This window comes from Desulfosarcina variabilis str. Montpellier, from assembly GCF_048565275.1.
GTDB classification, from domain to species: Bacteria; Desulfobacterota; Desulfobacteria; order Desulfobacterales; family Desulfosarcinaceae; genus Desulfosarcina; species Desulfosarcina variabilis.
On sequence record NZ_CP159846.1, the window covers coordinates 3,706,896 to 3,731,502 of the forward strand.

At 55.2% G+C, this 24,607-nt stretch carries 14 protein-coding genes and 1 riboswitch; of the genes, 10 read left to right on the forward strand and 4 right to left on the reverse strand.

Features of this window, described 5'->3' with window-relative positions; all coding sequences use genetic code 11:
- Positions 1-71: 71 nt before the first annotated feature.
- A complete protein-coding gene (locus Dvar_RS16810) occupies positions 72-2,960 on the reverse strand; it encodes an FAD-binding and (Fe-S)-binding domain-containing protein (protein WP_419662844.1) in 2,889 nt (962 codons plus the stop codon).
- Between the two features lie 209 nt (positions 2,961-3,169).
- Between Dvar_RS16810 and Dvar_RS16815 the strand changes: the two genes are divergently transcribed.
- The 10 genes from Dvar_RS16815 to Dvar_RS16860 all read left to right on the forward strand — a co-directional run bounded on the left by Dvar_RS16815 (position 3,170) and on the right by Dvar_RS16860 (position 16,935).
- A complete protein-coding gene (locus Dvar_RS16815; protein ID WP_419662845.1) occupies positions 3,170-4,054 on the forward strand; it encodes a DMT family transporter in 885 nt (294 codons plus the stop codon).
- Between the two features lie 174 nt (positions 4,055-4,228).
- Entirely contained in the window at positions 4,229-5,347 is a 1,119-nt protein-coding gene (locus Dvar_RS16820; RefSeq protein ID WP_419662846.1) for a branched-chain amino acid ABC transporter substrate-binding protein, read from the forward strand.
- Between the two features lie 248 nt (positions 5,348-5,595).
- Positions 5,596-6,501: a branched-chain amino acid ABC transporter permease gene (locus tag Dvar_RS16825; protein ID WP_419662847.1), complete on the forward strand. Its 906-nt coding sequence runs from the start codon at positions 5,596-5,598 to the stop codon at positions 6,499-6,501.
- Complete coding sequence (locus tag Dvar_RS16830; protein WP_419662848.1) at positions 6,498-7,562, forward strand: branched-chain amino acid ABC transporter permease; 1,065 nt, start codon at positions 6,498-6,500, stop codon at positions 7,560-7,562. Before Dvar_RS16825 ends, Dvar_RS16830 begins: the two co-directional genes overlap by 4 nt.
- Positions 7,559-8,329 carry an ABC transporter ATP-binding protein gene (locus Dvar_RS16835; protein ID WP_419662849.1) on the forward strand — a complete coding sequence of 257 codons (771 nt, stop codon included), beginning with the start codon at positions 7,559-7,561 and terminating at the stop codon, positions 8,327-8,329. The genes Dvar_RS16830 and Dvar_RS16835 overlap by 4 nt, the downstream gene beginning before the upstream one ends.
- A 23-nt stretch (positions 8,330-8,352) precedes the next feature.
- Positions 8,353-9,066, forward strand: coding sequence for an ABC transporter ATP-binding protein (locus tag Dvar_RS16840; RefSeq protein WP_419662850.1), 714 nt, complete (start codon positions 8,353-8,355; stop codon positions 9,064-9,066).
- Between the two features lie 50 nt (positions 9,067-9,116).
- Positions 9,117-12,731: a proline dehydrogenase family protein gene (locus tag Dvar_RS16845; RefSeq protein WP_419662851.1), complete on the forward strand. Its 3,615-nt coding sequence runs from the start codon at positions 9,117-9,119 to the stop codon at positions 12,729-12,731.
- A gap of 234 nt (positions 12,732-12,965) precedes the next feature.
- Positions 12,966-13,811, forward strand: coding sequence for a DMT family transporter (locus tag Dvar_RS16850; RefSeq protein ID WP_419662852.1), 846 nt, complete (start codon positions 12,966-12,968; stop codon positions 13,809-13,811).
- A gap of 404 nt (positions 13,812-14,215) precedes the next feature.
- The gene (gene mrcB / locus Dvar_RS16855; RefSeq protein ID WP_419662853.1) at positions 14,216-16,522 is read left to right on the forward strand and encodes a penicillin-binding protein 1B; all 2,307 of its coding nucleotides are present in this window, start codon (positions 14,216-14,218) and stop codon (positions 16,520-16,522) included.
- On the forward strand, positions 16,519-16,935 hold the full coding sequence (locus tag Dvar_RS16860) for a tetratricopeptide repeat protein (RefSeq protein WP_419662854.1): 417 nt from the start codon (positions 16,519-16,521) through the stop codon (positions 16,933-16,935). The genes mrcB and Dvar_RS16860 overlap by 4 nt, the downstream gene beginning before the upstream one ends.
- Before the next feature lie 102 nt (positions 16,936-17,037).
- Here Dvar_RS16860 and Dvar_RS16865 read toward each other — a convergent pair whose 3' ends face one another.
- From Dvar_RS16865 to Dvar_RS16875, 3 genes are all read right to left on the reverse strand, one after another.
- Positions 17,038-19,461, reverse strand: a complete 2,424-nt coding sequence (locus Dvar_RS16865; protein WP_419662855.1) for a fatty acid cis/trans isomerase — start codon at positions 19,459-19,461, stop codon at positions 17,038-17,040.
- Positions 19,462-19,524: 63 nt separating this feature from the next.
- Positions 19,525-21,135 carry a TolB family protein gene (locus tag Dvar_RS16870; protein WP_419662856.1) on the reverse strand — a complete coding sequence of 537 codons (1,611 nt, stop codon included), beginning with the start codon at positions 21,133-21,135 and terminating at the stop codon, positions 19,525-19,527.
- Positions 21,136-21,376: 241 nt separating this feature from the next.
- On the reverse strand, positions 21,377-24,154 hold the full coding sequence (locus Dvar_RS16875) for an InlB B-repeat-containing protein (RefSeq protein ID WP_419662857.1): 2,778 nt from the start codon (positions 24,152-24,154) through the stop codon (positions 21,377-21,379).
- 60 nt (positions 24,155-24,214) lie between these two features.
- A riboswitch (cyclic di-GMP riboswitch) is annotated at positions 24,215-24,306 on the reverse strand.
- Between the last annotated feature and the right edge of the window lie 301 nt (positions 24,307-24,607).

Here is a 24,607-nt window from a genome sequence, read left to right on the forward strand (position 1 = left end):
AATGTCAAAGGCAAATGATCCATGCCAATCAAACAGGTTGTGCCTTTCTGCGTTCCTGCGACGGGCTGCTTTCATTTGGCGGTTGAACGCGTGCATTGATCCACCAATACCATGATTGAGCGATAAGGGATACCGCTGTGGGTCGACAGGCCGATTTCACAGGTGCGGCTGTTGCTGTAGCCTGCCGTACAGCCGGCAACAGCCTTTTTGAGCCCTGCCAGGGCCGATGCATTGAGCTCCGGTACATTGAACCCGCGATCACCGGCAAAACCGCAGCAATCGATGCCGTGGGGGACGACAACGGTTTCGGCACAGGCGCCGGCCACGGTCATGAAGGCTTCATCAAGGTCCATTTTACGGGCACTGCAGGTGACGTGAAGGGCAATGGGGTCCTTTGTGGGGGTGATGGTCAAGCGATGGAGCAGAAAGCGGGCGACGAATTCCACGGGCTCGAAGAGTTTCAGACGGGGGCCGAAGGTGCGACGTATGCGCTCCAGGCAGGGACTGGTATCGCACAGTACCGGCAGCTGTCCATTGTCTGATGCGGCCAGAAGGGCTTTTTCCAGCTGGGCGGATTTACGGTCGGCCTGCTCGAAGAAGCCCTTGCTTTCAAAGGGCAGCCCGCAGCACAATGCATGCATGGTTTCGGGGAAGACGACACGGTATCCGGCGCGCTCTACGACCCGTCGGGTAACCCGGTGCAGCGGCTCGGTCAGCGGATCGTCGGCGCCCGGCCCCATGGTTCGGCTGACGCAGGCGGGAAAGTAGACCACGGCCGGTGCGGCTCTTTTTTTTGATGGCTTGGTGCGGGGCGGCTCGGCTGCCGTGGGCATGGACGGCAGCCAGGCCGGCAGCCGGCCGCGTGACAGGCGCCGGGCCACATCACCCATGCGCTGCATGGCCGGGGAGCCCACTGTTTGGTGGACCCGATCGGCCACGCCAAGACCGGCCCGGATGCCGCGGGTCAGTGTGTCGAAATGATCGGCGGCCCAGTCGGCCAGCCATTGAGGAAGCCTGCCGTGGATGTTTCGGGCGCGAAGGGTTTTGGTGAACTTGCCCGTATCCACATCCACGGGACAGGCCACGCCGCACAGGCCGTCGGCCGCACAAGTTCTTTCTCCCTGCCACTGGTAGCCCTGCTTCAACTCGGCCAGGCGGGATGGTGTCTCGCCGGTACGCGCCAGACGGGCAATTTCCCGCTGAATCACAATGCGCTGGCGGGGGGTCAGGCTCAAGCTGCGCGATGGGCAGTGGCATTCACAGAACCCGCACTCCATACAGGCGTCGAGAAGCGGATCGGCGGCGGGCAGGGGCTTCAGGTTATCCAGATGGGCGGTGGGGTTACTGCTCAGGATCACGCCGGGGTTGAGCAGTCCGTCGGGATCGAAGATGGACTTGATCTCCTTCATCAGGGTGTACGCGTCATGCCCCCATTCCTTTTCCACAAACGGGGCCATATTGCGCCCGGTCCCGTGCTCGGCCTTGAGCGATCCGTCAAAGGTGTCCACCACCATGCTGGCGATGTCGTCCATGAACCGCGCGTAGCGATCCACCTCTTTTGTCTGTCCGAGATCCGGGGAGAAGACGAAATGCAGATTTCCGGCCAGGGCATGACCGAAAATGATGGCTTCATCATAGCCGTGTTTACCCAAAAGCGCCTGCAGTTCAAGTGTTGCCGGCGCCAGGCGGTCGATGGGAAAGGCCACATCCTCGATAATGACCGTGGATCCCACACGCCGCACCGCGCCCACGGATGGCAACAGGCCCTTGCGGACTTTCCAGAGCCGGTCGCTGATGGCGGCATTGTCGGTGAACACCGCCGGTGCGACGAAATCACTGCCTGTCATCTGCCAGGTGTGGGTCTTGCCGCCATCCGGGGAATGCGTGCGAAGGCGGTTTTTGAGCGCATCGGCAATCGTGTGAACGTTGGCCGCCAGATCGTCGAATGTATCGGCCTGGGTTTCCACCAGAAGCGCCGTGGCATCCCGGCCCAGGCCCCGGATGGCCGCCGGCATACCGGGTTTTTTTTCGACACTGCCAAGGGCGGCGCGATCCATGAGCTCGGCCGCGACCACGGGCAGGGTCTGCATGCGCCGCGCTGTCTGGCAGGCGGTGTCGATCTCCGGAAATATCATCAGCGAGGTGGCTTTAAACGGCGGTGCCGCAACGGTGCGATAGACAATCTGGGATATGAATCCAAGGGTTCCTTCCGAACCGATCATCAGATGGGTGATGATGTCGAAGGGATCGCTGTAATCCACCAGCGCATTGAGACTGTATCCGGTGGTGTTCTTGATTTTGAATTTGTTGCGGATGCGCTCGGCCAGGAGGGAATCGGCCTTGACCCGCCGTGAGAGCGCTTCCAGGCGCTCCAGCATGGGGGTATGGGTCGCACGAAAGGCCGCCCTGCTTGCCCTGTCACCGGTGTTCAGGATCGTGCCGTCGACCAGCACGATACGGATGCTGTCTACCGTCTGATAGCTGTTTTGGGCTGTGCCGCAGCACATGCCCGACGCATTGTTGGCGGCGATGCCACCGATCATGGCGGCACCAATGGAAGCCGGGTCCGGACCGATCTTGCGGCCGTAAGGGGCCAGCAGTTGATTGGCGCGGGCGCCGATGATGCCCGGCTGCAGGCGGATCTTTGCCCCGTGATCCAGGATTTCCCACTGCTGCCACGACTCTCCGGCTACCAGCAGCACCGAGTCGCTGATGGCCTGGCCGGACAGGCTGGTGCCGGCAGCCCGGAAGGTGACCGGAAGCCTCATGCGCCCAGCCAGCTTGAGGGTTTCGGAAACGTCCTGTTCGTCTTCCGCCCGTATGACCACCTTGGGAATCAGACGGTAGAAACTGGCATCCGTACCATAGGCCAGGGTCCGCAGGGGATCGGTAAAAAGGCGCGATTCAGGGATCACAGATTGCAAGTGACTGTAAAAACGGTTATAGACGCTGCTGCGCATGGGATGTTCCTTTACGCTTACCGGTGGCAATTGTATCTTTCATGATAGGTCCGATTCCTGTCTTCGGCAAGCACTGGTATCTTCCCATGCAAGCGGATCGACCGCGGTCATGAACGTGAAAAAGATCAATGGGGCGAGTTATTCTTGATCGTCGTCAAGGGCTGTGACCGTGCCCTTGTTTTTCCCTTTAAATCCAGCCTTGAAAATACATGAAACAGCAACAACAGGCATATGTTTACGCGTTGGCAGCCGTTTTAATCTGGTCGACGGTGGCCTCGGCATTCAAGATTTCCCTGCGGCACATGCGCCCGATTCAGCTGTTGTTGTGGGCCGATTTTTTTTCCGTTTGTTGTCTTTTTTTCGTATTGGTCGTCCAAAAGAAACTGCTCCTGTTGAAAACCCTGCCGCGCCGCAGCCTTGTGCGATGCCTTGCGTTAGGCGTGTTGAATCCCTTTCTTTACTACATTGTGCTATTTGCGGCCTATGACCTGTTGCCGGCCCAGGAGGCTCAACCGCTCAATTATACCTGGGCGATTACCCTGACCATTCTTTCCTGGCCCCTGCTTGGCCAGCGGTTAGGCATTCGGGAGGCTGTGGCCATCGGCATCAGCTATACCGGCGTGGTCATTATTTCCACCCACGGGAATCTGTTTGACCTGACATTTTCAAGTGGATCAGGGGTGGCCCTGGCCCTGGGCAGCACCATCATCTGGGCCTTATTCTGGATTTTCAATGCCAGAGACAAGACCGATCCGGTCGTCAGCCTGTTTTTAAATTTTGCAGCTGGATTCCCGTTGATTTTTACGATCAGCCTGCTTTTTTCATCTGTCTGGCAGATTACCTGGCAGGGGCTTGCCGGAGCGGCCTACGTAGGTGTTTTCGAAATGGGCATTACTTTCGTCTTTTGGCTGAAAGCCCTGCGCCTGACTTCCAGCACAGCCAAAGTCTCCACCCTGATTTTCTTCTCACCATTTCTTTCCTTGGTTTTTATCCATTTTCTGGTTGGAGAAGAAATATTGACATCAACAATTGTTGGCTTAGGTTTTATCATTGCGGGAAATGCGCTCCAGCAAACCGGCAATAAAGCGGCTTGAACGGTGCCCCTTTTTCTTTACGCGTGCCCAACCAGCCGATTGATGATGCTTTCATCCCCAAAGGCGATTAAAATCCGGTTGACCGATGGTGCTAGATAAGGGTATCCTTAAATTATTACAGATGGTTTGCTCATTTCCTAAAAATATCCCCCCTACTTTAAAAAGGAGATTGGAATGAAGAAAACATTGTTTCTGATTGTGGCATTGAGTCTTGCCCTGGCTGTGCCGACCCTGGCGGCAGACACCGTTAAAATCGGGCTTACGGCGCCCATTACCGGTTCCTGGGCTGCAGAAGGGCAGGACATGAAGCAGATCTGTGAGTTGCTGGCCGATCAGGTCAACGCGGATGGCGGACTGCTGGGCAAAAACATCGAGGTCGTGGTGGCTGACGACGGCGGTAACGAGCAAACCGCAGCGCTGGCAGCACAGCGTCTGGTCACCAAAGGCATCGCGGCGGTAGTCGGAACCTACGGCTCCTCTGTGACTGAGGCGTCCCAGGGCATTTACAATGCGGCCAGAATTCCCCAGATCGCCAATGGGTCCACGGCTGTGCGCCTGACCGAAAAGGGCTTCAAGTACTTCTTCCGCACCAGCCCCCGCGATGATGAACAAGGCCGTGTCGCGGCCAAGACCCTTGTCTCCATGGGCTACAAAAAAATCGCCATCTTGCATGACAACACGACTTATGCCAAGGGATTGGCCGAGGAAACAAAGGCGATCCTGGATGAAGAGGCTGTTGACATTGTCTTCTTTGACGCGCTGACCCCTGGCGAACAGGACTACACCACCATTTTGACCACCCTCAAAACCAAGAATGCCGAAGTGGTTTTTTTTACCGGTTATTACCCCGAAGCCGGTCTCATGCTGCGTCAGAAAAAAGAAATGGGCTTTAACGTGCCCTTTATCGGCGGCGATGCAACCAACAACCCAGACCTGGTCAAGATTGCCGGTAAGGATGCCGCTGAAGGGTTTTTCTTTATTTCTCCACCGGTCCCACAGGATCTGCCCTCAAGGGAAGCCAAAGATTTCCTGACCGCCTACACCAAGAAATATGGCGCTGCGCCCGGATCCATCTGGGCGGTTCTTTCCGGCGACGGTTTCCGCGTGATGGTGGAAGCCATCAAACAAACCCAGTCCACCGCCCCCGACAAGATCGCAAGTTACCTGAAAAACGATATGAAAGACTTCCCCGGACTCACCGGAACCATCTCCTTTGACGACAAGGGCGACCGGGTCGGCGATGTTTACCGGGTTTATAAAGTGGATGCCAAAGGCGAGTTCATCCTTCAGTAAACAAACAGGGTATTTCACATTTTTTCGGATCACAAATTGTGCTTATGCTATCTGCAAGCCCCTTTGACCGGTGCATGTCAGGAATCTGCATCGGTGAAGGGGGTGCGGAAAACGGGCGTTAAAAACAAGCCGGATGGGAAACATTGCCTTTTTTCTTGTCCTATGAACCTGTTGTGATGCCCGTTTTCTTTTTTAGAGGTGCCATAATAACCTGAACAACCTGAATGACCCGCAAAGGGAACGGATTCATGGAACAATTTTTCCAGCAACTGACCAACGGGCTGGCCATCGGCGGCATCTACGCCCTCATTGCCTTGGGCTACACCCTGGTATACGGCGTGTTAAAGCTGATCAATTTTGCCCATGGTGACCTGTTCACCATCGGGGCCTTTTTAGGGCTTTCCCTTTTGACTGCGTTTTCGCTTACCGACAAACTGGGCTTTGCCCTGGGTGTTGGCCTCCTGTTGCTTATGATCGTCTGTCTGGTAGGGATTGTGGGGATCCTTTTGGATCAGGCGGCCTATAAACCCCTGCGAACGTCTCCGCGCCTGTCGGCGGTGGTATCGGCCCTGGGCATGTCCATTGTCTTTTCCAATGCGATCATGCTCGTTTTCGGTCCCAACCCCCAGGTCTATCCCCATGGTATCCTGCCTACCCAGGTGCTGAGCATTTTCGGGCTGCCGTTTCCAGTCAAACGTCTGCTGCTGTTAAGTGCATCGGTCGTTCTCATGGTTGCCCTGTATGCCTTCATTCAAAAGACCACCATTGGTGCGGCCATTCGTGCCGCCGCCATCGACCAGGATGCCGCCCGGCTCATGGGCATCAACGTCAACCTGGTGATCATGCTGATTTTCTTTATCGGTCCGGCTTTGGGAGGGGCCGCCGGCGTCATGGTCGGTCTGTATTACGGGCAGATCAAATGGACCATGGGATGGCTATACGGCCTCAAGGCGTTTACCGCAGCCATTATGGGAGGCATCGGTAATATCCCGGGTGCCATGGTCGGCGGGTTGCTGTTGGGGGTCATCGAATCGCTTGGCGCGGCCTATATTTCCATGGCCTGGAAGGACGCCATCACTTTCGCGGTGCTTATTTTGATCCTGATTGTCCGTCCCACGGGCCTGTTAGGGGAAAGGGTGGCGGAGAAGATATGAACAAGACACCACGCTTTTCCAAGCTGCAGATCATCTACACCCTGGTGATTCTGGCCTGGATCATCTCGCCCGTTTTTCTGGACAACTACCAGACCGACGTGCTGAACACCGTGGGGCTTTACGCCATCCTGGCCTTGTCGTTGAACGTCATTTTGGGCTATGGCGGCATGTTCCACATGGGGCATGCGGCCTTTTATGCCATCGGCGCCTACACAACGGCGATTTTATCGGTGCAATTCGGTATGCCGACCCTGTGGACGATGCCGTTGGCGGGTGTCCTGGCCGGCCTGTTCGCGCTGGTCGTGGCCCGGCCGATTATCCATTTGCGGGGCGATTATCTGCTGATTGTCACCATCGGCATGGTGGAAATTGTGCGCATTGCCATCATCAATGACGCGGTTGGCAGTGTGGCCAAATGGGTGAACAGCATTTTTATCGCAGCGGGAATTCAAAACTGGGCACTGTGCAAAAAAATCGCCACGGCCACCACTGGCGGACCCAATGGCATTTTTGGCGTGGCGCCGCCGTCGATTTTTGGTTTTGAAATCAACGGCATCGTCAACACCACCCACTATTTTTTTCTGATCAGCGCTTTTTTAGCAGCTACCATCTTACTTTTTTATCTTCTGGAACGGTCCCGTTATGGTCGCGCCCTGCGTTATTTGTGCTCGGATGAAATCGCTGCCGAAGGAAGCGGCGTGAACACCTCAGGCTACAAGCTCAGCGCCTTTGTCATCGGTGCTGTCTGGGCGGGCATGACCGGCACCCTGTTTGCCGGTAAAATCACCTTCATTTCGCCCAGCAGTTTTACGTTTGCGGAGTCGGTCACCCTTTTCATGATCGTGATTCTGGGCGGTTCCGGTTACATCCCGGGCGTGATCCTGGGCGCCTTTCTGGTGGTCGGCCTTCCTGAGGTATTCCAGGAATTTCAGAAATACCGAATGCTTGTATTCGGTATCGTGCTGGTCATCATGATGGTCTTAAAACCGCAAGGGATCATGCCGCCCAAGCCACCCAGATATCCCATTCATAAAATCGATGAAAAGGAGGTGACGCTGTGAGCCTCCTGACACTGGACAACGTGACCAAAACCTTCGGCGGTCTGACGGCCGTTGACGATGTCTCCTTCAAGGTGCCACGCGGCGCCATCTTTGGCTTGATCGGCCCCAATGGGGCGGGCAAGACCACGGTGTTCAACCTGATTACCGGGAACTACAAGCCGAACCAGGGGGGAATTGTTTTCAATGACCAGACCATTACCGGCAAATTGACCCATAAAATCGTGGCGCTTGGCATCGCCCGGACATTTCAGACCATTCGTCTGTTCCAGAACATGTCGGTGCTGGAAAATGTGCTGGCCGGTTGCCATTGCCGCATGCGTGCCGGCCCCATATCCGCGATGTTCAGGCTTCCCGGGGCAAGGCGAGAAGAGAAAAAAAGCCTGGGCAAGGCCATGGCCGAATTGCGCTTTACCGGTCTGGAGACCCAGGCGGAAAATCTGGCCAAAAATCTCTCCTATGGCAACCAGCGGCTTCTGGAAATTGCCAGAGCTTTGGCTACGGACCCGCAACTGATCATCCTGGACGAGCCGGCCGGCGGCATGAACGAGCAGGAAACCGCCGCCCTGGTGGAATTGATTTTCCAGATAAAGCAGCGCGGCATCACCGTGCTCCTGATCGAGCATGACATGAGTCTGGTCATGAAGGCCTGCCAGTATCTGGTGGTCCTGGAGTACGGCAAGAAAATCGCCGAGGGGACCCCGGATGAGGTCAAAACGGATCCCAAGGTTATCGAAGCTTATCTCGGCAGCGACGAAGACGACTTTTAGCGCCTTGTTCTTAAGGAGCATACATGCTTTTGGATATTAAAAACCTGCACGTCAAATACGGCAATGTACAGGCCCTGCACGGCGTCGACATCCAGGTGGAGGAAGGGGAGATTGTCACCCTTTTGGGAGCCAACGGCGCGGGAAAAACCACCACGCTGAATGCGATCTCCGGGCTGGTCAAGGTGACTGAAGGAGAAATTCTGTTTCGGGACGAGGCACTGCACAAGCTGCCGGCCCATAAAGTGGTAACGCGCAAAATCACCCAGTCACCTGAAGGACGCCGGGTGTTCGGGACCCTGACGGTGCGGGAAAATCTCAATCTGGGGGCGTTTACCGCCAAAAACAGTGACCGGGTGGCAAAAAGCCTGGAATGGATTTTTGAGCTCTTTCCGCGCCTGGCCGAGCGCAGCACGCAACTGGCGGGCACCCTTTCCGGTGGTGAGCAGCAAATGCTCGCCATTGGGCGGGCACTCATGTCAAATCCCAAGCTCCTGCTGCTGGACGAGCCCAGCCTGGGCTTGGCGCCGGTGCTGGTCAACCAGATTTTTAAAACCGTTCGCCAAATCAATCAGGCCGGTGTGACGGTCATGCTGGTGGAACAAAACGCCCGTATGGCGCTGAAGCTGGCCCATCGGGGGTACGTCATGGAGGTGGGCAAAATCGTCGTGTCCGATACGGCCGACGGCTTGCTTAAAAATCCCGATGTGCTGCAGGCGTATCTGGGAGGCTCCGAATGATAATGATCCAAGAGCCTGTTTAATCAAAACAGGCTCTGAAAGGAGTGAACATGGCTGGCTTGGACGACAGCAAGATCAGACAGGCGGCTGCTGACTTGGCGGCAACATGGCAAGACCGGGCAAACCAACTCCTGACACGTGAGGAGAAGGGCATTCAAGAGCAAATGCTCAAACTGCTGACCCACCCGAACGACAAGGTCGTCCTCACAAAAATGATCGACCAGTGTTTTCGCTCTCACGACAACGACCGTGTGGCCGACCAGGTCAACCATCTCCTTCGGGATTTCGGCGTGCCCGGGTTTTTCTCCCGGGTGGAAAAACTGCTCATCCAAATGTTCATGGGCCTGGGCCGGCACCTGACGCACGTGAGCGTGCCGCAAATGGTCAGGCAGATGCGTCAATCCTCGTCCCGTGCCATCATTGCCGGTGAACCCGGCCCTTTGCACAATCACCTGGAGAAAAGAAAGAAACAGGGCGTGCGAATGAACATCAATCACCTGGGTGAGGCAGTGCTTGGCGAAGCCGAAGCCCATCATCGGCTGATGACCTACATCCAGGACATGACCGACCCAGCCGTGGAATACATTTCGGTCAAAATTTCAACGCTCTACTCTCAGATTTCTTCCCTGGCGTTCGAGCACACCGTGGCCATTCTGGTGGAGCGTTTGTCCGAGCTGTTCGAAAAAGCCAAACAGAACACATTCACCCGCCACGATGGCACCATGGTGCCCAAGGTGGTGCACATGGACATGGAGGAGTACCGGGACCTTGCCATTACCTATGAGGCCTTTGTGCGTACCCTGGATAATCCGGTGTTCAAGGATTACACCGCGGGAATCGTGCTCCAGGCCTACATCCCGGATTCCTGGCCCCTGCAGCAGCGATTGACCGAGTGGGCCAGAAAGCGGGTGGCTGCCGGCGGCGCACCGATCAACCTGCGCATTGTCAAGGGCGCCAACATGGAAATGGAGATGCTCGAGGCGCATCATTTTGGTTGGCCCCTGGCGCCCTATGACAACAAACGCGATGTGGACGCCAATTACAAGCGCATGGTCAGATTTGCCATGCAGCCGGTAAACATCGCTGCCGTGCATCTGGGCGTGGCTTCCCACAACTTGTTCGAACTGGCCTGGGCCCATGAGACCGGCAAGGCCCTGGGCGTGACCGGCCAGTTTTGGTTCGAAATGCTCGAAGGCATGGCCGACCATGTGCGCCGGGCCATTTGCGACATGTCCGGCGATGTTCTTTTATACGCCCCGGTAGCAACCGAGGCGCAGTTCATCAACGCCATTGCTTATCTGATTCGCCGGCTGGACGAGAACACGGCACCTGAGAATTTTCTCAGATATTCTCCGGCGCTGAAAACAGATTCCAAGGCCTGGGAATTCTTGAAGCAACAGTTTCTGGAATCCTGTGATCACATCGACATCGCCCCGGAAGGTCCGAACCGCACCCAGAGCAGATCAACCGAGACGTTTGCACCAGACATCGGCACCTACCATACGAAGCGCTTTACCAACGAGCCGGATACGGACTGGTCTCTGCCGGCCAACGCCGGGTGGGCCGAATCCATACGCGACAAATGGATGGTTGAAGGGGCCGGCCCGCCGGCAATCATTCCCATTGTCGTGGCGGGTGAAAAAATCGTGGACCGGGATCAACGTGAGGCCATAGACTCTGCCCGTTTTGATGAAAAAAGCGGGCAGCGCATTGTTGTTGCCAGGTATTGCATGGCCACGGAACAGGACGTGGAAAAAGCGGTGCAAACCGCCCAGGCCGACCCGGACGGCTGGCGTGCCAAAAGCCTGGATGCGCGCCACGCCATCCTGGGTCAGGTAGCCCACGAGCTCCGCAAGGCCAGGGGGGATCTCATTGGCGCGGCAGCGGCAAACACGGGCAAGGTGTTTACCGAGGCCGATCCCGAGGTTTCCGAAGCCATCGATTTCACGGAGTTCTACCCGCACTCGGCAAAATTGTTCGAGACCATGACCAGCATCGAAGCCACGCCCAAAGGTGTGGGGCTGGTGGTGACGCCCTGGAACTTTCCCATTGCCATTCCTTGCGGGGGGATGGTGGCCGCCCTGGCCGCAGGCAACACGGTCATTTTCAAGCCTGCCTCCGATGCTGTGGTCACGGCATGGGAGCTGGTCCAGTGCTTCTACCGGGCCGGGGTTTCCAAAACGGTTTTACAATTTTTGCCCTGTTCCGGCGAGGCGGTTGGATCCAAACTGGTCGGCCACCAGGGCGTGGATTTTGTCATTCTCACCGGCGGAACCGATACGGGCATGAACATGCTCAAAAAACGGCCCGATATGATCCTGGCCGCGGAAACCGGCGGCAAGAACGCAACCATTGTCACGGCCATGTCGGACCGGGATCAGGCCATTAAAAATATCCTGCATTCGGCATTTTCCAATTGCGGTCAAAAATGCAGTGCCACGTCTCTGGTCATCCTGGAAAGAGAAGTCTACAATGATCCGCTGTTTCGCAAACAACTGGTGGATGCGGCCAAAAGTTACCCGGTGGGCTCCTGCTGGGAATTTCAGAATAAAATGGGTCCCCTGATCCATCCGCCCGGCAACGCCCTCAAACGGGCCCTGACCACCCTTGAACCCGGAGAGGCGTGGGCACTCACGCCCGAACCGGTGGGATCCAACCCCTACCTGTGGACCCCGGGGATCAAATGGGGCGTCAAACCTGGCTCTTACACCCACATGACCGAATTTTTCGGCCCGCTGATCGGCGTTATGGAAGCCAAGGATTTGAATCACGCCATCGAACTGGTCAATCAAACCGGTTATGGCCTGACGTCGGGGCTGGAAAGCCTCGACCATCGGGAGCAGATGCAATGGCGCGAGGCGGTCAAGGCCGGAAACCTGTACATCAATCGGGGTACCACCGGCGCCGTTGTCCTGCGCCAGCCGTTTGGGGGCATGGGAAAATCCGCCCTGGGCGCGGGCATCAAGGCCGGCAGCCCCAATTATGTGTATCAGTTCATGAATTTTAAAGATGTGGACTGGCCGCACGCCGGCCCCATCGCCAGAGAATCCGCCCTGCTGCGCATTGCCCAGAACTGGGAGATCGATTTGAAATGGGGGCGCTTTCCCGCGAGGGTTGTCGATGACCTGTGGAAAACCGTTCGGGCGATCAAAAGTTACCTGTACTGGTATGAGCAGGAATTTGGCCGGGAGCACGACTATTTCAATCTTCGCGGCCAGGACAACTTTTTCCGCTACCTGCCCAAGGGCCGGGTCGTCATCCGGGTGACGGCCGAAGACAGCCTGTTTGAAACCCTGGGCCGTGTTGCCGCGGCCATCACCACCCGGTGTGTGCCGATGCTCAGCATCCCGCCGGGCCTTGATAGTGACGTCACCGCATTTTTAAATTCCCGGCACGGAAAACTGTTTTGTAAGGATGTGGCCATTGCCGAGCAGAGTGATGCGGCGCTGTGCGAATTCATGCCCAAAGTGCAGCGCATCCGGTATGCCGCGGCGGACCGGGTGCCCATGACGGTGTTTGTCCAAGCCGCCCAAACCGGTTTTTATATCTCGCGCACACCGGTCAGCATGGAAGGCCGGATCGAATTGCTCCAATACGTTCAGGAGCAGTCTATCAGCGTGAACTACCACCGCTACGGCAACCTGGGCGACCGCGCAAGTGAGTAAAGACAGCCTGTAAAAATAAAAAAACGGCCGTTCTTGCATAAGCACCATTCCCAATAGAGGGAAAATGCCAAATGCCAAAGCCCAAATATCAAATGAAGGATGAAATCGGTTTTAATAGATAGAATACCGCCATTTGGCATTTTTAATTTGGCATTTGACATTCATGGACGCATTGGTTGTGGGAAGAAAGACAATCCTGGGATCTACATTCAATTGCCTTGTGAGAGGGGATAGATGGTATTGCGGGGGTACCTGTTCATTGGCGCGGCCGGCGTATTGTGGGGTGTTATCGGGCCTTTCTCACGATTGGCGTTTTCCGAAGGTCTGGGGCCCATGGAGGTTGCCTTTTGGCGCGCTTCCCTGGCGTGGATTTTTTTCGGGACCCATGCGGTATTGACCAAAAGGGTCAAGATGGCCATGCGAGATCTGCCCATGGTGGTGCTTTTCGCCCTGACGGGCATCACCCTGTTCTATGGGGTTTATCAGCTTGCCATCGAAAGTGGCGGCGCTGCCATGGCATCGGTCCTGCTTTATACCGCACCGGCCTGGGTGACGGTGATTGCCCGTTTTACGTTTAAAGAAACACTCACCCCAATCAAGCTGACGGCCCTTGCGCTGACCTTGGGCGGCGTTGTCTGCGTGGCGGGCGGCGGTGGCAGCATTGCCGTTTCCGGCAACGCCGTATTCTATGGCCTGGCTTCGGGATTCAGCTATTCACTGTACTTCATTTTCGGCAAATATTTTTCGAGAAGATATTCATCGCCGAATCTTTTCTTCTATCTCTTGCCCATTGGCGCGGCGACCTTGTTTCCCTGGGTTGATTTCAGCCCCAAAAGCACCACTGCATGGGCGGCGCTGTTTTGCATCGCATTGCTCACCACCTATGGTGGTTATTTTTTCTACTACCAGGGCCTCAAATACCTGGAGGCCTCCAAGGCAGCCATCACCGCTACCATCGAGCCTGTGGTGGCCTCGGTGGTGGCGTTTTTCTGGTGGCATGAATCATTCGGGCTACTGGGGTATGTGGGCAGCGCCGCCATCCTCACCGGCGTTATTATCGTGGTTCGAGAGCGCCGTTAAAATACGGCGAAAAGACCAAATAATCGCCACTAACGAAATGCGAGGACACACCGGCACGCACATAAGGGGTTATTTTGGCATCTGCAAAAAATGCCCAGCGAAGGCACACATTAAATGGTGCATCGAAAAAGTTTGCGTCTCCCAACATTACAATAAAAGGCATAAAAAGCCAAAAACAGACTTGATACCCCTTAAGATGAATCCCTCAAAGCCCCTTGATTCGAGTCCGGCAATTGACGAACGGGTCCTGACAGGATATCAATAAATGCTTTATGAGATGTTTGATGGATGAGCACGACGGGCCCCGGTAAAAATAGCGTGCGAAGGGATATCTTGGGGACGCGCATGCAGCATTGATCGCAAAGCGGCCTGATGCACTACCTCACAATATTCGGATTGTCGAAATGGCGAAACGGTCAACGACGCTTAAAAAGAAACGGCGGATTACCTGGAAAAAGCTGTTTTTCATAACAATACTGCTCAGCGTACTGTTGGCGGCGGCCTATGTTGCCTATCTTGATTTAACGGTTCGGACGCGATTTGAGGGCAAGCGGTTTGCATTACCGGCGCGGGTGTATGCCCGACCACTGGAGCTCTATCCCGGTCTGAAGTTGGGCCGGACAGAGCTTTTGGCAGAGTTGAATTTATTAGGTTACCGGGAAACGAGCCGGTCCGGCGAACCGGGAAGCTACCACCTGCGGAATCAGGTCGTGGACTTGGTGACAAGACCTTTTGATTTTGGAACTGACCGTCAGGAATCGGTAGCGCTGCAGGTGACTTTTGATGATCGTGGCGTTAAGGCGCTGAAGCAGCGGGCTGACGGCGCCCAACTCGACCTGGTCCGTCTGGATCCGGTGATGATTGGCGGTATCTACCCCGGAAAAAATGAAGACCGCGTGCTGGTTGGGTTGAAGGATGTGCCCAAACATGTTGTCGATGCCCTGATCGCCGTGGAGGACAACCGTTTTTACAGTCACCATGGCGTGGACCCGCGCGGTATTGCCCGGGCCGTTTTTACCATTATGACCGGCGGGGGGATGCAGGGCGGCAGCACCCTGACCCAGCAGCTGGTAAAAAATTTCTACCTGACCGCCGACCGGACGCTGAAGCGCAAGTTCACGGAAATGGTCATGGCGGTGCTGCTGGAGATTCATTACAGCAAAGAAGAAATTCTCGAAACCTATCTCAACGAGGTCTATTTCGCTCAAGATGGCAATCGCGCCATTCACGGCTTCGGTCTGGCGGCCTCTTTTTTCTTCGATAAGCCGCTGGAGAAGATCAGCCTTTCCGAAGCCGCCCTGATGGTGGCGCTTCTTAAAGGACCGGCCTACTATAATCCCCGCCGCTTTCCCCAACGTGCCATGCAGCGGCGTAATGTCGTGCTGGAGAGCATGACCGAAAGCGGATTCATTACCAAAACTCAGCAGATGAGGGCTCGGATAGCGCCTCTGGGCGTCGTCGACCGGCCCCCCCGGGGGACATCGCCCTATCCGGCGTTTCTCGACCTGGTAATGCGCCAGTTGCGGCGGGACTATCGGGAAAAGGACCTGCGCTCGGAGGGGTTGCGAATCATTACAACACTCGATCCCCGGGTGCAGGACGTGTCCGAGAAGGCTTTGGCCGGGCGTCTGTCTGTGCTGGAAAAAAGCAGGGGCGGCAATGTCGCCGGTCTGCAAGGTGCGATCGTGGTGACGAGTGTCCATGACGCCGAGGTTCAGGCATTGGTCGGCGATCGCAAGCCGCGATACAAAGGATTCGACCGGGCGCTTAACGCCCGCCGACCCATCGGTTCGCTGATCAAGCCGATTGTCTACCTCACCGCACTTCAGGACTCGCGGCACTACACATTGGCAACCCTGCTGGATGACAGTCCGCTGGTGCTCAAACAACCGGGAACCAAGGACTGGGCGCCGAAGAACTACGACAAGCAGTTCCACGGCAATGTTTTGCTGCAGACCGCCCTGGCCCATTCCTACAACGTGTCCACCGTGAGACTGGGACTGGACATTGGCCTGGATTCGGTCATGGATAACCTGAAGCGCCTGGGAATGGACCGTGAAGTGCCCGCTTATGCATCGAGTCTGCTTGGTGCCAATGCCTTGTCGCCCATGGAGATCACCCAGGTTTACCAGACCATTGCCGCCGGCGGCTTCCGAACACCGCTGAAAGCGATCCGTGAAGTATTGACCGCCGATGGCGAGTCGTTGCAGCGCTATGCCTTGGAAGTCGAACAGGTGATCGATCCGGCCTCGCTCTACCTGATCACCGTGGCGCTCCAGGACGTGGTGCGAGAGGGGACGGCTCGCGGGCTGGCAGCGCGCTTGCCTTCCGATTTACAAATAGCGGGGAAAACGGGTACCACCAATGATCTTCGCGACAGTTGGTTTGCGGGGTTTACCGGTGACCGGCTGGCCGTGGTCTGGGTCGGCCGGGACGACAACCAGACCATTGGTTTGACCGGCACCTCCGGCGCCATGAGCGTCTGGGGCGAAATGATGGCCGGACTTGATCCCGAACCGCTCATATTACCGCAGCCGGATGGTATTGAACGGGTCTGGATCGACCCCGTATCAGGACTGCTCAGCGACAGTGATTGTCCCAATGCCATTGAGCTGCCCTTTGTTGAGGGCTCTGCGCCGACCGATTCCGCCGCCTGCGGTCCTTCTACCACTAAATCCATAAAAAACTGGTTTAAGAGGTTGTTTCGATGAAAACGATTAGCCATTGGATCGTCATTCTGATCACCATGCTCCTTATGGGAGGCTGTGCCGGTCTGAGACAGACCGAAGCGCCTCAGACAACCCCCTCAGACAATACGGCGGTGATTGCATTGCTCAGCAAAGCGGGTGATCAATCCGCCGCAGGCCAAATGGATGAGGCCGGTGCCAACCTGGAGCGCGCATTGCGCATCGAGCCACGTAATCCCGTACTGTGGCACGAACTGGCTCGGGTCCGACTGGCGCAGGGCCGATACCGGCAGGCCGAGAACATGGCGGCAAAATCCAATGTGCTGGCGGGAACCGACAGCGATCTGAAAGCAAAAAATTGGCGCATCATCGGTGAGGCCCGCAACCGGCTGGGCGACCTGCAAGGCGCTCGGGAGGCTTTCAAAAAGGCGGACTAGTGCCCTGCAATCATTCGGGCGGCTTTATCAAGATTTTTGCGCTTCGTATGTGTACATTTTTCCAGCGCCCGAACCGTAAGGATTGACCAAAAAAACATCGGATTACCAGGTGAATTGGGCGTCTGACTTTTCCGCGATGCGGTGAAACCGGTACATATCGAACACGCCGGCCTCGACCGGCCGTTCATTGCCAAATTTGCGGTAGTGCCAGTCCGATTCCTGCCAAAAAATGGGGCTGTTGCGCTGGGTGCCGTACCGCTTGGCGAAGTTATAGTAGTCGAGCGCGTCTTTGATTTTGAGGTAGCGCTCGATGCAGTCCTCGATTTCATCAATAAAAATGCGGCTGAAGGCGTTGGGATAGCTGCCGACATGCCCCTTGACCACGGTCAGCGTATCATTTTCGGGAACCCGGCGGCGGTCTTCCCGGAACAGCATCGAATTGTTGCTAAGGGCCTTGTTGCGGATGATCGTGTAGGCCAGATCCTCGCTGTCCTTGCCGGTATCAACATGGACAAACGTGACATCAGGAAGGGCCTGGACCTGCAGACCATGAATATTCGCCACCTTGCGCATTGCCCGGTCGGCCCGCTTTTCCGCGGGACTAGCATCCTTGTCAAAGCAGTCGTCGTCTGGGCAGCGGTTGAGAATATCGTGCGTGTCGGTGGCCTTGCCGGCGTAGGCGATCAATTGATGGAAAAACTCGGTTTTGGGGTCATCGGTATGATAGTTGATGCGGGTGGTGCGCTGAAGGCCCCGGAACTGCTCGTCCAGATAGTTCTCCGCGCCTTCACGGGCGTCGGTGTACCAGTCGGCCCAGATCTCCCGGCGGCTGTTGATGGGCAGAAAGCTGAGAAAATTATTCTCGCCTTCCATGCGCAGAAAATCCATATACAGGCGTGTTTCCAGCTGATGCCCCAGATTGCCGTATACATTGAACCCGGCCACCAGCAGATAATGGATGCGTTCGAAAAGGGGGTAGTCGATCACCCACCCGGTTTTGGGCATCTTACCGACAAATCCATTGACCACGCTGGCGCTGTCGAAATGTCGGAACACCGTCAGGAGGGCGTTGGGATTGATGCCGTCACCGTCCCAGACATAACTGATGTCATTGCCGATATCGTCCGGATTAAGCTGCATCAGATATTTTTCCTTGGCGACCAGGTATTCTTTCTGGAGTTTGGCATAATGATGCCAGGTACTCAGCAGTCGCAAGGTGCTTTTGCGCTCCGACGGGATGCCCAGCAGATCGCTGACCTCGCTTAAAAATCGCGTATCATTACTGATCGTATCTTTTTCCGGATCGAAGAAGACCACAAAAAAATGATCGTTGATCACGTTCAGGGCCACCTGGCCACGGCACACGGGCCCCTTGATAAAACCCTCCACGAAAAAGCGGGCATCATCCAGCATGAACCGGTATCGGGAGAGTGCCGGCAGCTCGGCAAAGGTCTTGAACGGGTTGGCTGTCGTGGCTGGATCATATCCCGGCAGCCGGGTGACGACGACATCCTTTTCCAGGAACAGCTCCCGGTAGCGCGCCATTTTATCTGCAGTCATGTGGTAGACCGTGTGGTCCTTGACGGCGATCGTCCTTTCGAGCCTTCGAAAACGATAGTAGAAAGGATCCGGGCCGGGATCCGCGTAAGGCCTGATCGTATTGATTTCAACCACCGGCTGGCCGGGTGGTGTTGTTGATCGAACCAGGCGGTAGAACTCACGCTCGGGCATGGATTCGAAATGAATACGGCCGATGAACAGATGCTCGTAGAGATATCGGGACATCAGCCGTTCCTTCAGGGACGTGCCGTTCATAAACGTCTCCCAGCGGCCGATCACCTGCATGGACTGATCCGACAGCTTCGGCTTGGGGGCAATGCGGGCGCCCTGGCGCAACCAGGCCACGATGATTTCCCGCTCTTCATCGGTCAGGGCGGGAAGGGCGTAAGGCATGCCCCACAAGGAGTATTTCTCCTTGAAATCCGGAAAATCCTCGACCGTGGTACAGATATATTCATGGTCCAGGCGAATATCGAAGGTTTGCGGCAACAGGTCGGTTTGGGGGAGGGGATTGTCCTTTTTCAGTTGCAGCATCAGGTTCAATAGCGAGTTTTCCAGTTGGGCCACGGGCACCTGATCTCTTTCGTTCAATACCGGATGAAATCCAAGGTTCCGCCATTCTTGGACGCTGTCCGCATCGACGTGCAGCCGGGTCGGCGTGTCCGCGGTCAGCCGGGCGGCATTGTAGACCAGGGCTTTGGTCCCGCCGCGTTCAATGCCCTCGAAGCAGGTCGTCTTCAACTGGCAGGGCGCATCGTAACAGCTGTGGCAGACACTGCAGCGGCGCTCCAAAATGGGCTGCACATCCTTGTAAAATGAGATCTCACCGGGTGCGTGCGCCGCCACGAGCCGATCCACCTTGCTTTGCACCGGGCCGTATTTTTGCTTTAGCTTGGCTGCCTTGAAGGCATTGCATCCGGTCATGACGACCATCAACAACACGATGAGAAAAATAACCTTTCGCATAGAAACACTCCTGTTCAAAGGTAGATGGACGTTTCACCGGTTTGAGAACAGTTCTTAACAGCGCTAATCGGCAGCCGGCGTTATCCGGCGAATCGCATTGGCCGGAAGATTGACGAACTCCGGCACATTGGCGGCCATCCGGGCGTCACTGAAACGGGACAGGCATACCGGGACACTGTCCATGCCGTTTTCATGGATATGGGTCAGAAAAATTTCAGTATAATCCGAATTGACCTTGGATGTGAAGAGCATCCACCGGCCGTTGGGGGAAAAGCTGTGCCAGGAGTTGAACCGGTCGCGGTTGCAGTGCATGCGGCGGGGCGTGCCACCGCTTGCCGACACTATAAAGAGCTCACTATCGGGCTGGAGCATGATACCGGATCGGCTGCGCGTAAAAACGATCCAGCGGCCATCCGGAGTGTATCGGGCAAAATAATTGCTCATGCCGTTGTTGCTGGCCCCTTCAAGGGGCTGGGGAACACCGCCCCGGCCATTGTTAAAGGCCATACGGTAAAGATCAAACTGGATCGGGTACTTTTTGTTCAGGGCGTGTATATCGGCATCAATGATGCGTGTACGAACGTTGGTGATGTCCGCGTGATAGGTATTTCGTTTTTCCGTGCGGGCAAATACAATGGTTTTCTCATCCGGGCTCCAGCTCGGATCAGTCTGGACGAAATCGATATCATCGGCTCCGGGCAATCCATGCAACGTCCGGCTGGCAACGTCATACCAGGCAAGAATGCCATAGGTGGGAAAAAAAAGCTGGCAGAAAGCCGGATCATTGGTCAAGGCGAAAAAGGATATTTCGTTAACCGTACCAACCATGGTTTTGCCGCTAGACGAGAGTTTGGCAAATGTTCCCCGGGTCGGCGGCAGCAGGTCCGGTTTGGGGAAATCTCTCCAGGTCATGAAACCGTTTGCTGAAAGCGCAATGTGTTTTTCAACCGGGGCGATAACATGGGCGCCGCTGTCATTTTTATAGTTCATCTCCATGCTGATCAGACGGCCGTCACTGGAGAACAGATGGCAGCCGGCGCAGGTGGAGATGTTTTCCATCACCACCGGCGGCGCATCGTAAGATGCGATATCGCCCAAGCGCCACTTCATTGTCTGGACGGCCTTTTTCCCGGTGGGAAAGGGCAGTGGTACCTGGCGATAGAAGATGGCTGCGCCGACGCGATCGGTTGATGTGGATATTTGAATACGGCCTTGGGAGGTAATGGATTTTACCGGTGTCAGACAAACGCCGAAAACCGTAACCTCAGCGGGGTTGGCGGTTGATCGGGCCTTGATGGTGTCCCAAATGGATCTTTCCGGTGTCCACTGCGGCCTGCGGCTAATGACCATCAAAGGGTCCTTAGCATCGCCAAAACGCAGTACAACGAGCCAGTGGGTGGACGCTTCACAGGTGTCAGCCCAGCAAAATGTCGGCGCAGCGAACTCGGGGGGAAACAGGGCACCATCATCGGGGCTGGTAATGGTCAGTGCCTTTAGCGCATGTGGGGGATTTCTTCCGGCTATGCGTTTTTGCCAGATGAGTTGATCATTCAGCGACAGCATGGCCGAGGTGTCCTGTTGGTCGCTGTAACCGGAATGCCCGGTAAATGTGCAATTGGTCAGGACGGCTACCATCAATACCAGTAGGCCGGTAATTCGTTTAGCGGCTTCCATTTAATACAAATATCATATTCCCCGTTCCCAATACAGCTTCTTTCGCCGACAAGTCGTGATGGAAAACAGCGATTGAAACGTTTATATGGGTATCTTGATCGGTTAAGCCATTGGCGAGGACATTTACCGGCTGGTCTGAAGTGAAGCGCTGAAAAAAAAGCAGGGGGAGTACCCCCTGCTTTTTACGGTGACTGACCGTATCACATGCCTGCAATAGATCAATGAGGCAATTTGTTATTCTTTATTGTTGCTCCAATGCAATAAACCCGACCACTTCGGTTGTATGGCCCGTTTCCGAATCCCGTGATTGTTCTTCATCAATCAAGACCTCAACAGCATCACCGGCTTTATTTTTACACCGCACATTGGCCGTATCCCCACCGTCGGTTGTCTGCATGTCCGCCAAAAACGTCGGCGGGGAAGCGAATTGAGTGTCAAATAAAAGCGAGTAGGTTTTGTGTGTCACTGCATCGGCAGTCCGGCCCACATTGTAATTGACATCTCCTATGGTACCCAATGACGGTTCCCAGGCGATATAAGAAAGTGTCTCGGCCAAGTGGTCCTGGGTATTCGACTCCTGCTCCCTCATACGGTAACTGAATCCATCGGTTGTAACTTGTTTGATGCGTCCTGTCACCGTTTCGGCATCATTGAAACTGGTCAGTGAGGTCATCACTATCGGAGCGACATTGAATCCTTCACTGAAGCCAATCGGTTCATAGCTGGATGCCGCTTGTGTTTCTATGGTATTCGCTTCAATGCGAGTGCCATCGGGCAGTGAGTAACTGCCGGCTTCCATGACCATGTAACTCACCGTCTCGACCACATGGGAACCATCTAAATATCCCCACTCCTGAATGCGGATCTCGAACCCGGTGGGGTCTACATTCTTGATTCGAATCACCGCTGGTTGGCCGCCATTCAAGCTGATCGGTCCGGCAACCACCACGGGATTGTTGAATGTTTTTTCAAAGTTGACCCTGAACCATTTGTGATTAATCTCCACCTCACCGAATTCCATAGCTTCCAGAATCGTATTGGGTTCCGGGTCGTCAAGATCCGTCTGATTCGTGATCAGAAGTTTGTCCAGCTTTGTCCCGTCTTCTCGTTGAGAAATTCTCAAGGTATGCTGGCCACTAGAAAGCAGAAAACGCTGCTTGTCGCATGCATAATCAGGATTTTCTGCATCCCTTATACTCACTGCGTCCCACGTCCATTGATCTTCACCTCCCGGTCGCGTATGCCATACAATCTCGGGTTGGCCGTCTATAGAGACGAAGAAGGAATCGCTGGCGCCATTGTTTGACACCTGGCGTCCCCAAATCACGTACTCGCCCGCTTCGGGCAGGTCAACCGTGTATTCGGCGAAACCGGCACCATCCGAAACACTGCTGTAGCTACCCGTACCTTCAGGCACCCAGACGTAGCCCCCGGCGCTGGCCTTCTCATCATCGGCAATCTCCATTGGCCACTGCAAATCGCCATCTTCCGCCTCCAGCCACAGGTTTACCGGTGTGGTCTCGGAAAACACCACGTTCAGGGCATGGTCCGTTGATACGTCCGTAAACGTGTAGGATCTGCAAACCCCTACGGATTGACCATCAACCTGTACATCTTCAATATGATAACCGGTATCCGCAGTGAAGGTGAAGGACTGGCTGGCACCATACTCAACCGTTACCGAATTGCCGGGGCTAATGTCGCCGTTTGCATTCGAACTGGCGGTGATAACAAACGTTTCTGCTTCGAACACCGCGCTGATGCTATGGTTGCTGGTAATATTGCTGAATGTGTAAGCGCTTACCGCACCCATGGATTTACCATCAACAATTACATCCGATACGTGGTATCCGGTATCCGGTGTGATCGTATACCCCTGGCTATTACCCGAACTGACCGCTGTAGTCCCTGAAGGGCTAATGCTGCCGTGGGCTCCTGCAGAGGCCGTCAACGTATAGGTGTCAACGGCAAAGCTGGCACTGATGGTGTGATTGGCGGAAACATTGCTAAACGAGTAGGTGGCCACGGCACCAACAGACGTTCCATCAACGATTACATCCGATACATGATAGCCGGCATCCGGTGTGATCGTATACCCCTGGCTATTACCCGAACTGACCGCTGTAGTCCCTGAAGGGCTGATGCTGCCGTGGGCTCCCGCAGAGGCCGTCAACGTATAGGTGTCAACGGCGAAGCTGGCGCTGATGGTGTGATCGGCGGAAACATTGCTAAACGAGTAGGTCACCACGGCACCAACAGATGTTCCATCAACGATTACATTCGAAATATGATAGCCGGCATTCGGAGTGATCGTATATCCCTGGCTATCGCCCGAACTGACCGTTGTCGTACCTGAAGGGCTGATGCTGCCGTTATTACCATTAGAAGACGTAATGGTGTATGTCTCGGACACCGGTGACGACGCCCGGAATGAGATTTCATTGGAATCTGAACTCTGGGAATCTCCAATCTGGGCACGTACCACAAAATAATAGGTAGTGTCATAATCCAGGTTGTACACTGTCGTTAAAGTACCTGTGCCAGACCAGCACGGTTGTTCATAATTGTAGCTTTGCCCTTCGGTGCGCATAAAGAGACAATAAAAATCCGGTGCAGGATCATTTGGATCCCATGCCAGCGTGACTTCGGCCATTTGTGCTATCGTATAGGTCGTTATTTCTGGTGGCGTTGATTCGGAGATGAAAGTGATCTCATTTGAATCACCGCTTTCGTATGCTCCTGTATACGCCCTGACTACAAAATAGTATCGCTGGTCATCAGCCAGATCATAAATGGTTGTGGTGGTATCCGTCCCCTCCCAGACCGCTTCAGTGTAGTCATAGTCCTGCCCATCCAGGCGCTGGTAAAGACGGTAACCGTCCGGCGTCGGGGTGTTTGGATCCCAGGCCACGGTCACTTGGGCGGCAAATGCAACTACCGGGAGAAAGATCAGAAGACCTAAAAAAACGGAGATGGCGCCTCTGACTCTGCGAAATCGTTCAAAAATACTGGATAACATGAAAAACCTCCGTGAATTCTTTGACACCCGGTGAATCCACGAAGGATGCAGCCGTTTGCCTTAGGTAGCTCTGCTGCCATACCCTTCTTGCGAAAGGCTCAAGGCCAGTGGCTTTGCGTCCCACCTTTTCAGGTGGTTTGCCGTTGTCTAGCAGTTCGGATGAAAACTGTAACAGCCATATCGCACTACATTTTTTATGCCAGATATGTGGAAGCGCATCAATAAATGGAGGGCCAGGGCGCACCCGTTAAAGGGCGGGGCACCAGACTGAATGGATGATTGACGCGGGGTAAAGCCCAGAACAGGACCCTTATACTAACCGGACAATAGGGTGGACTTTCAGGACCGCATTTCATATAATTGAATAAAATAATTGATAAAACTTATAAGACCGGGACGGTATTGCATGGTTGCCGCTCATCTTGATCTTGCGCTATCGGGTGTTCACCCGGT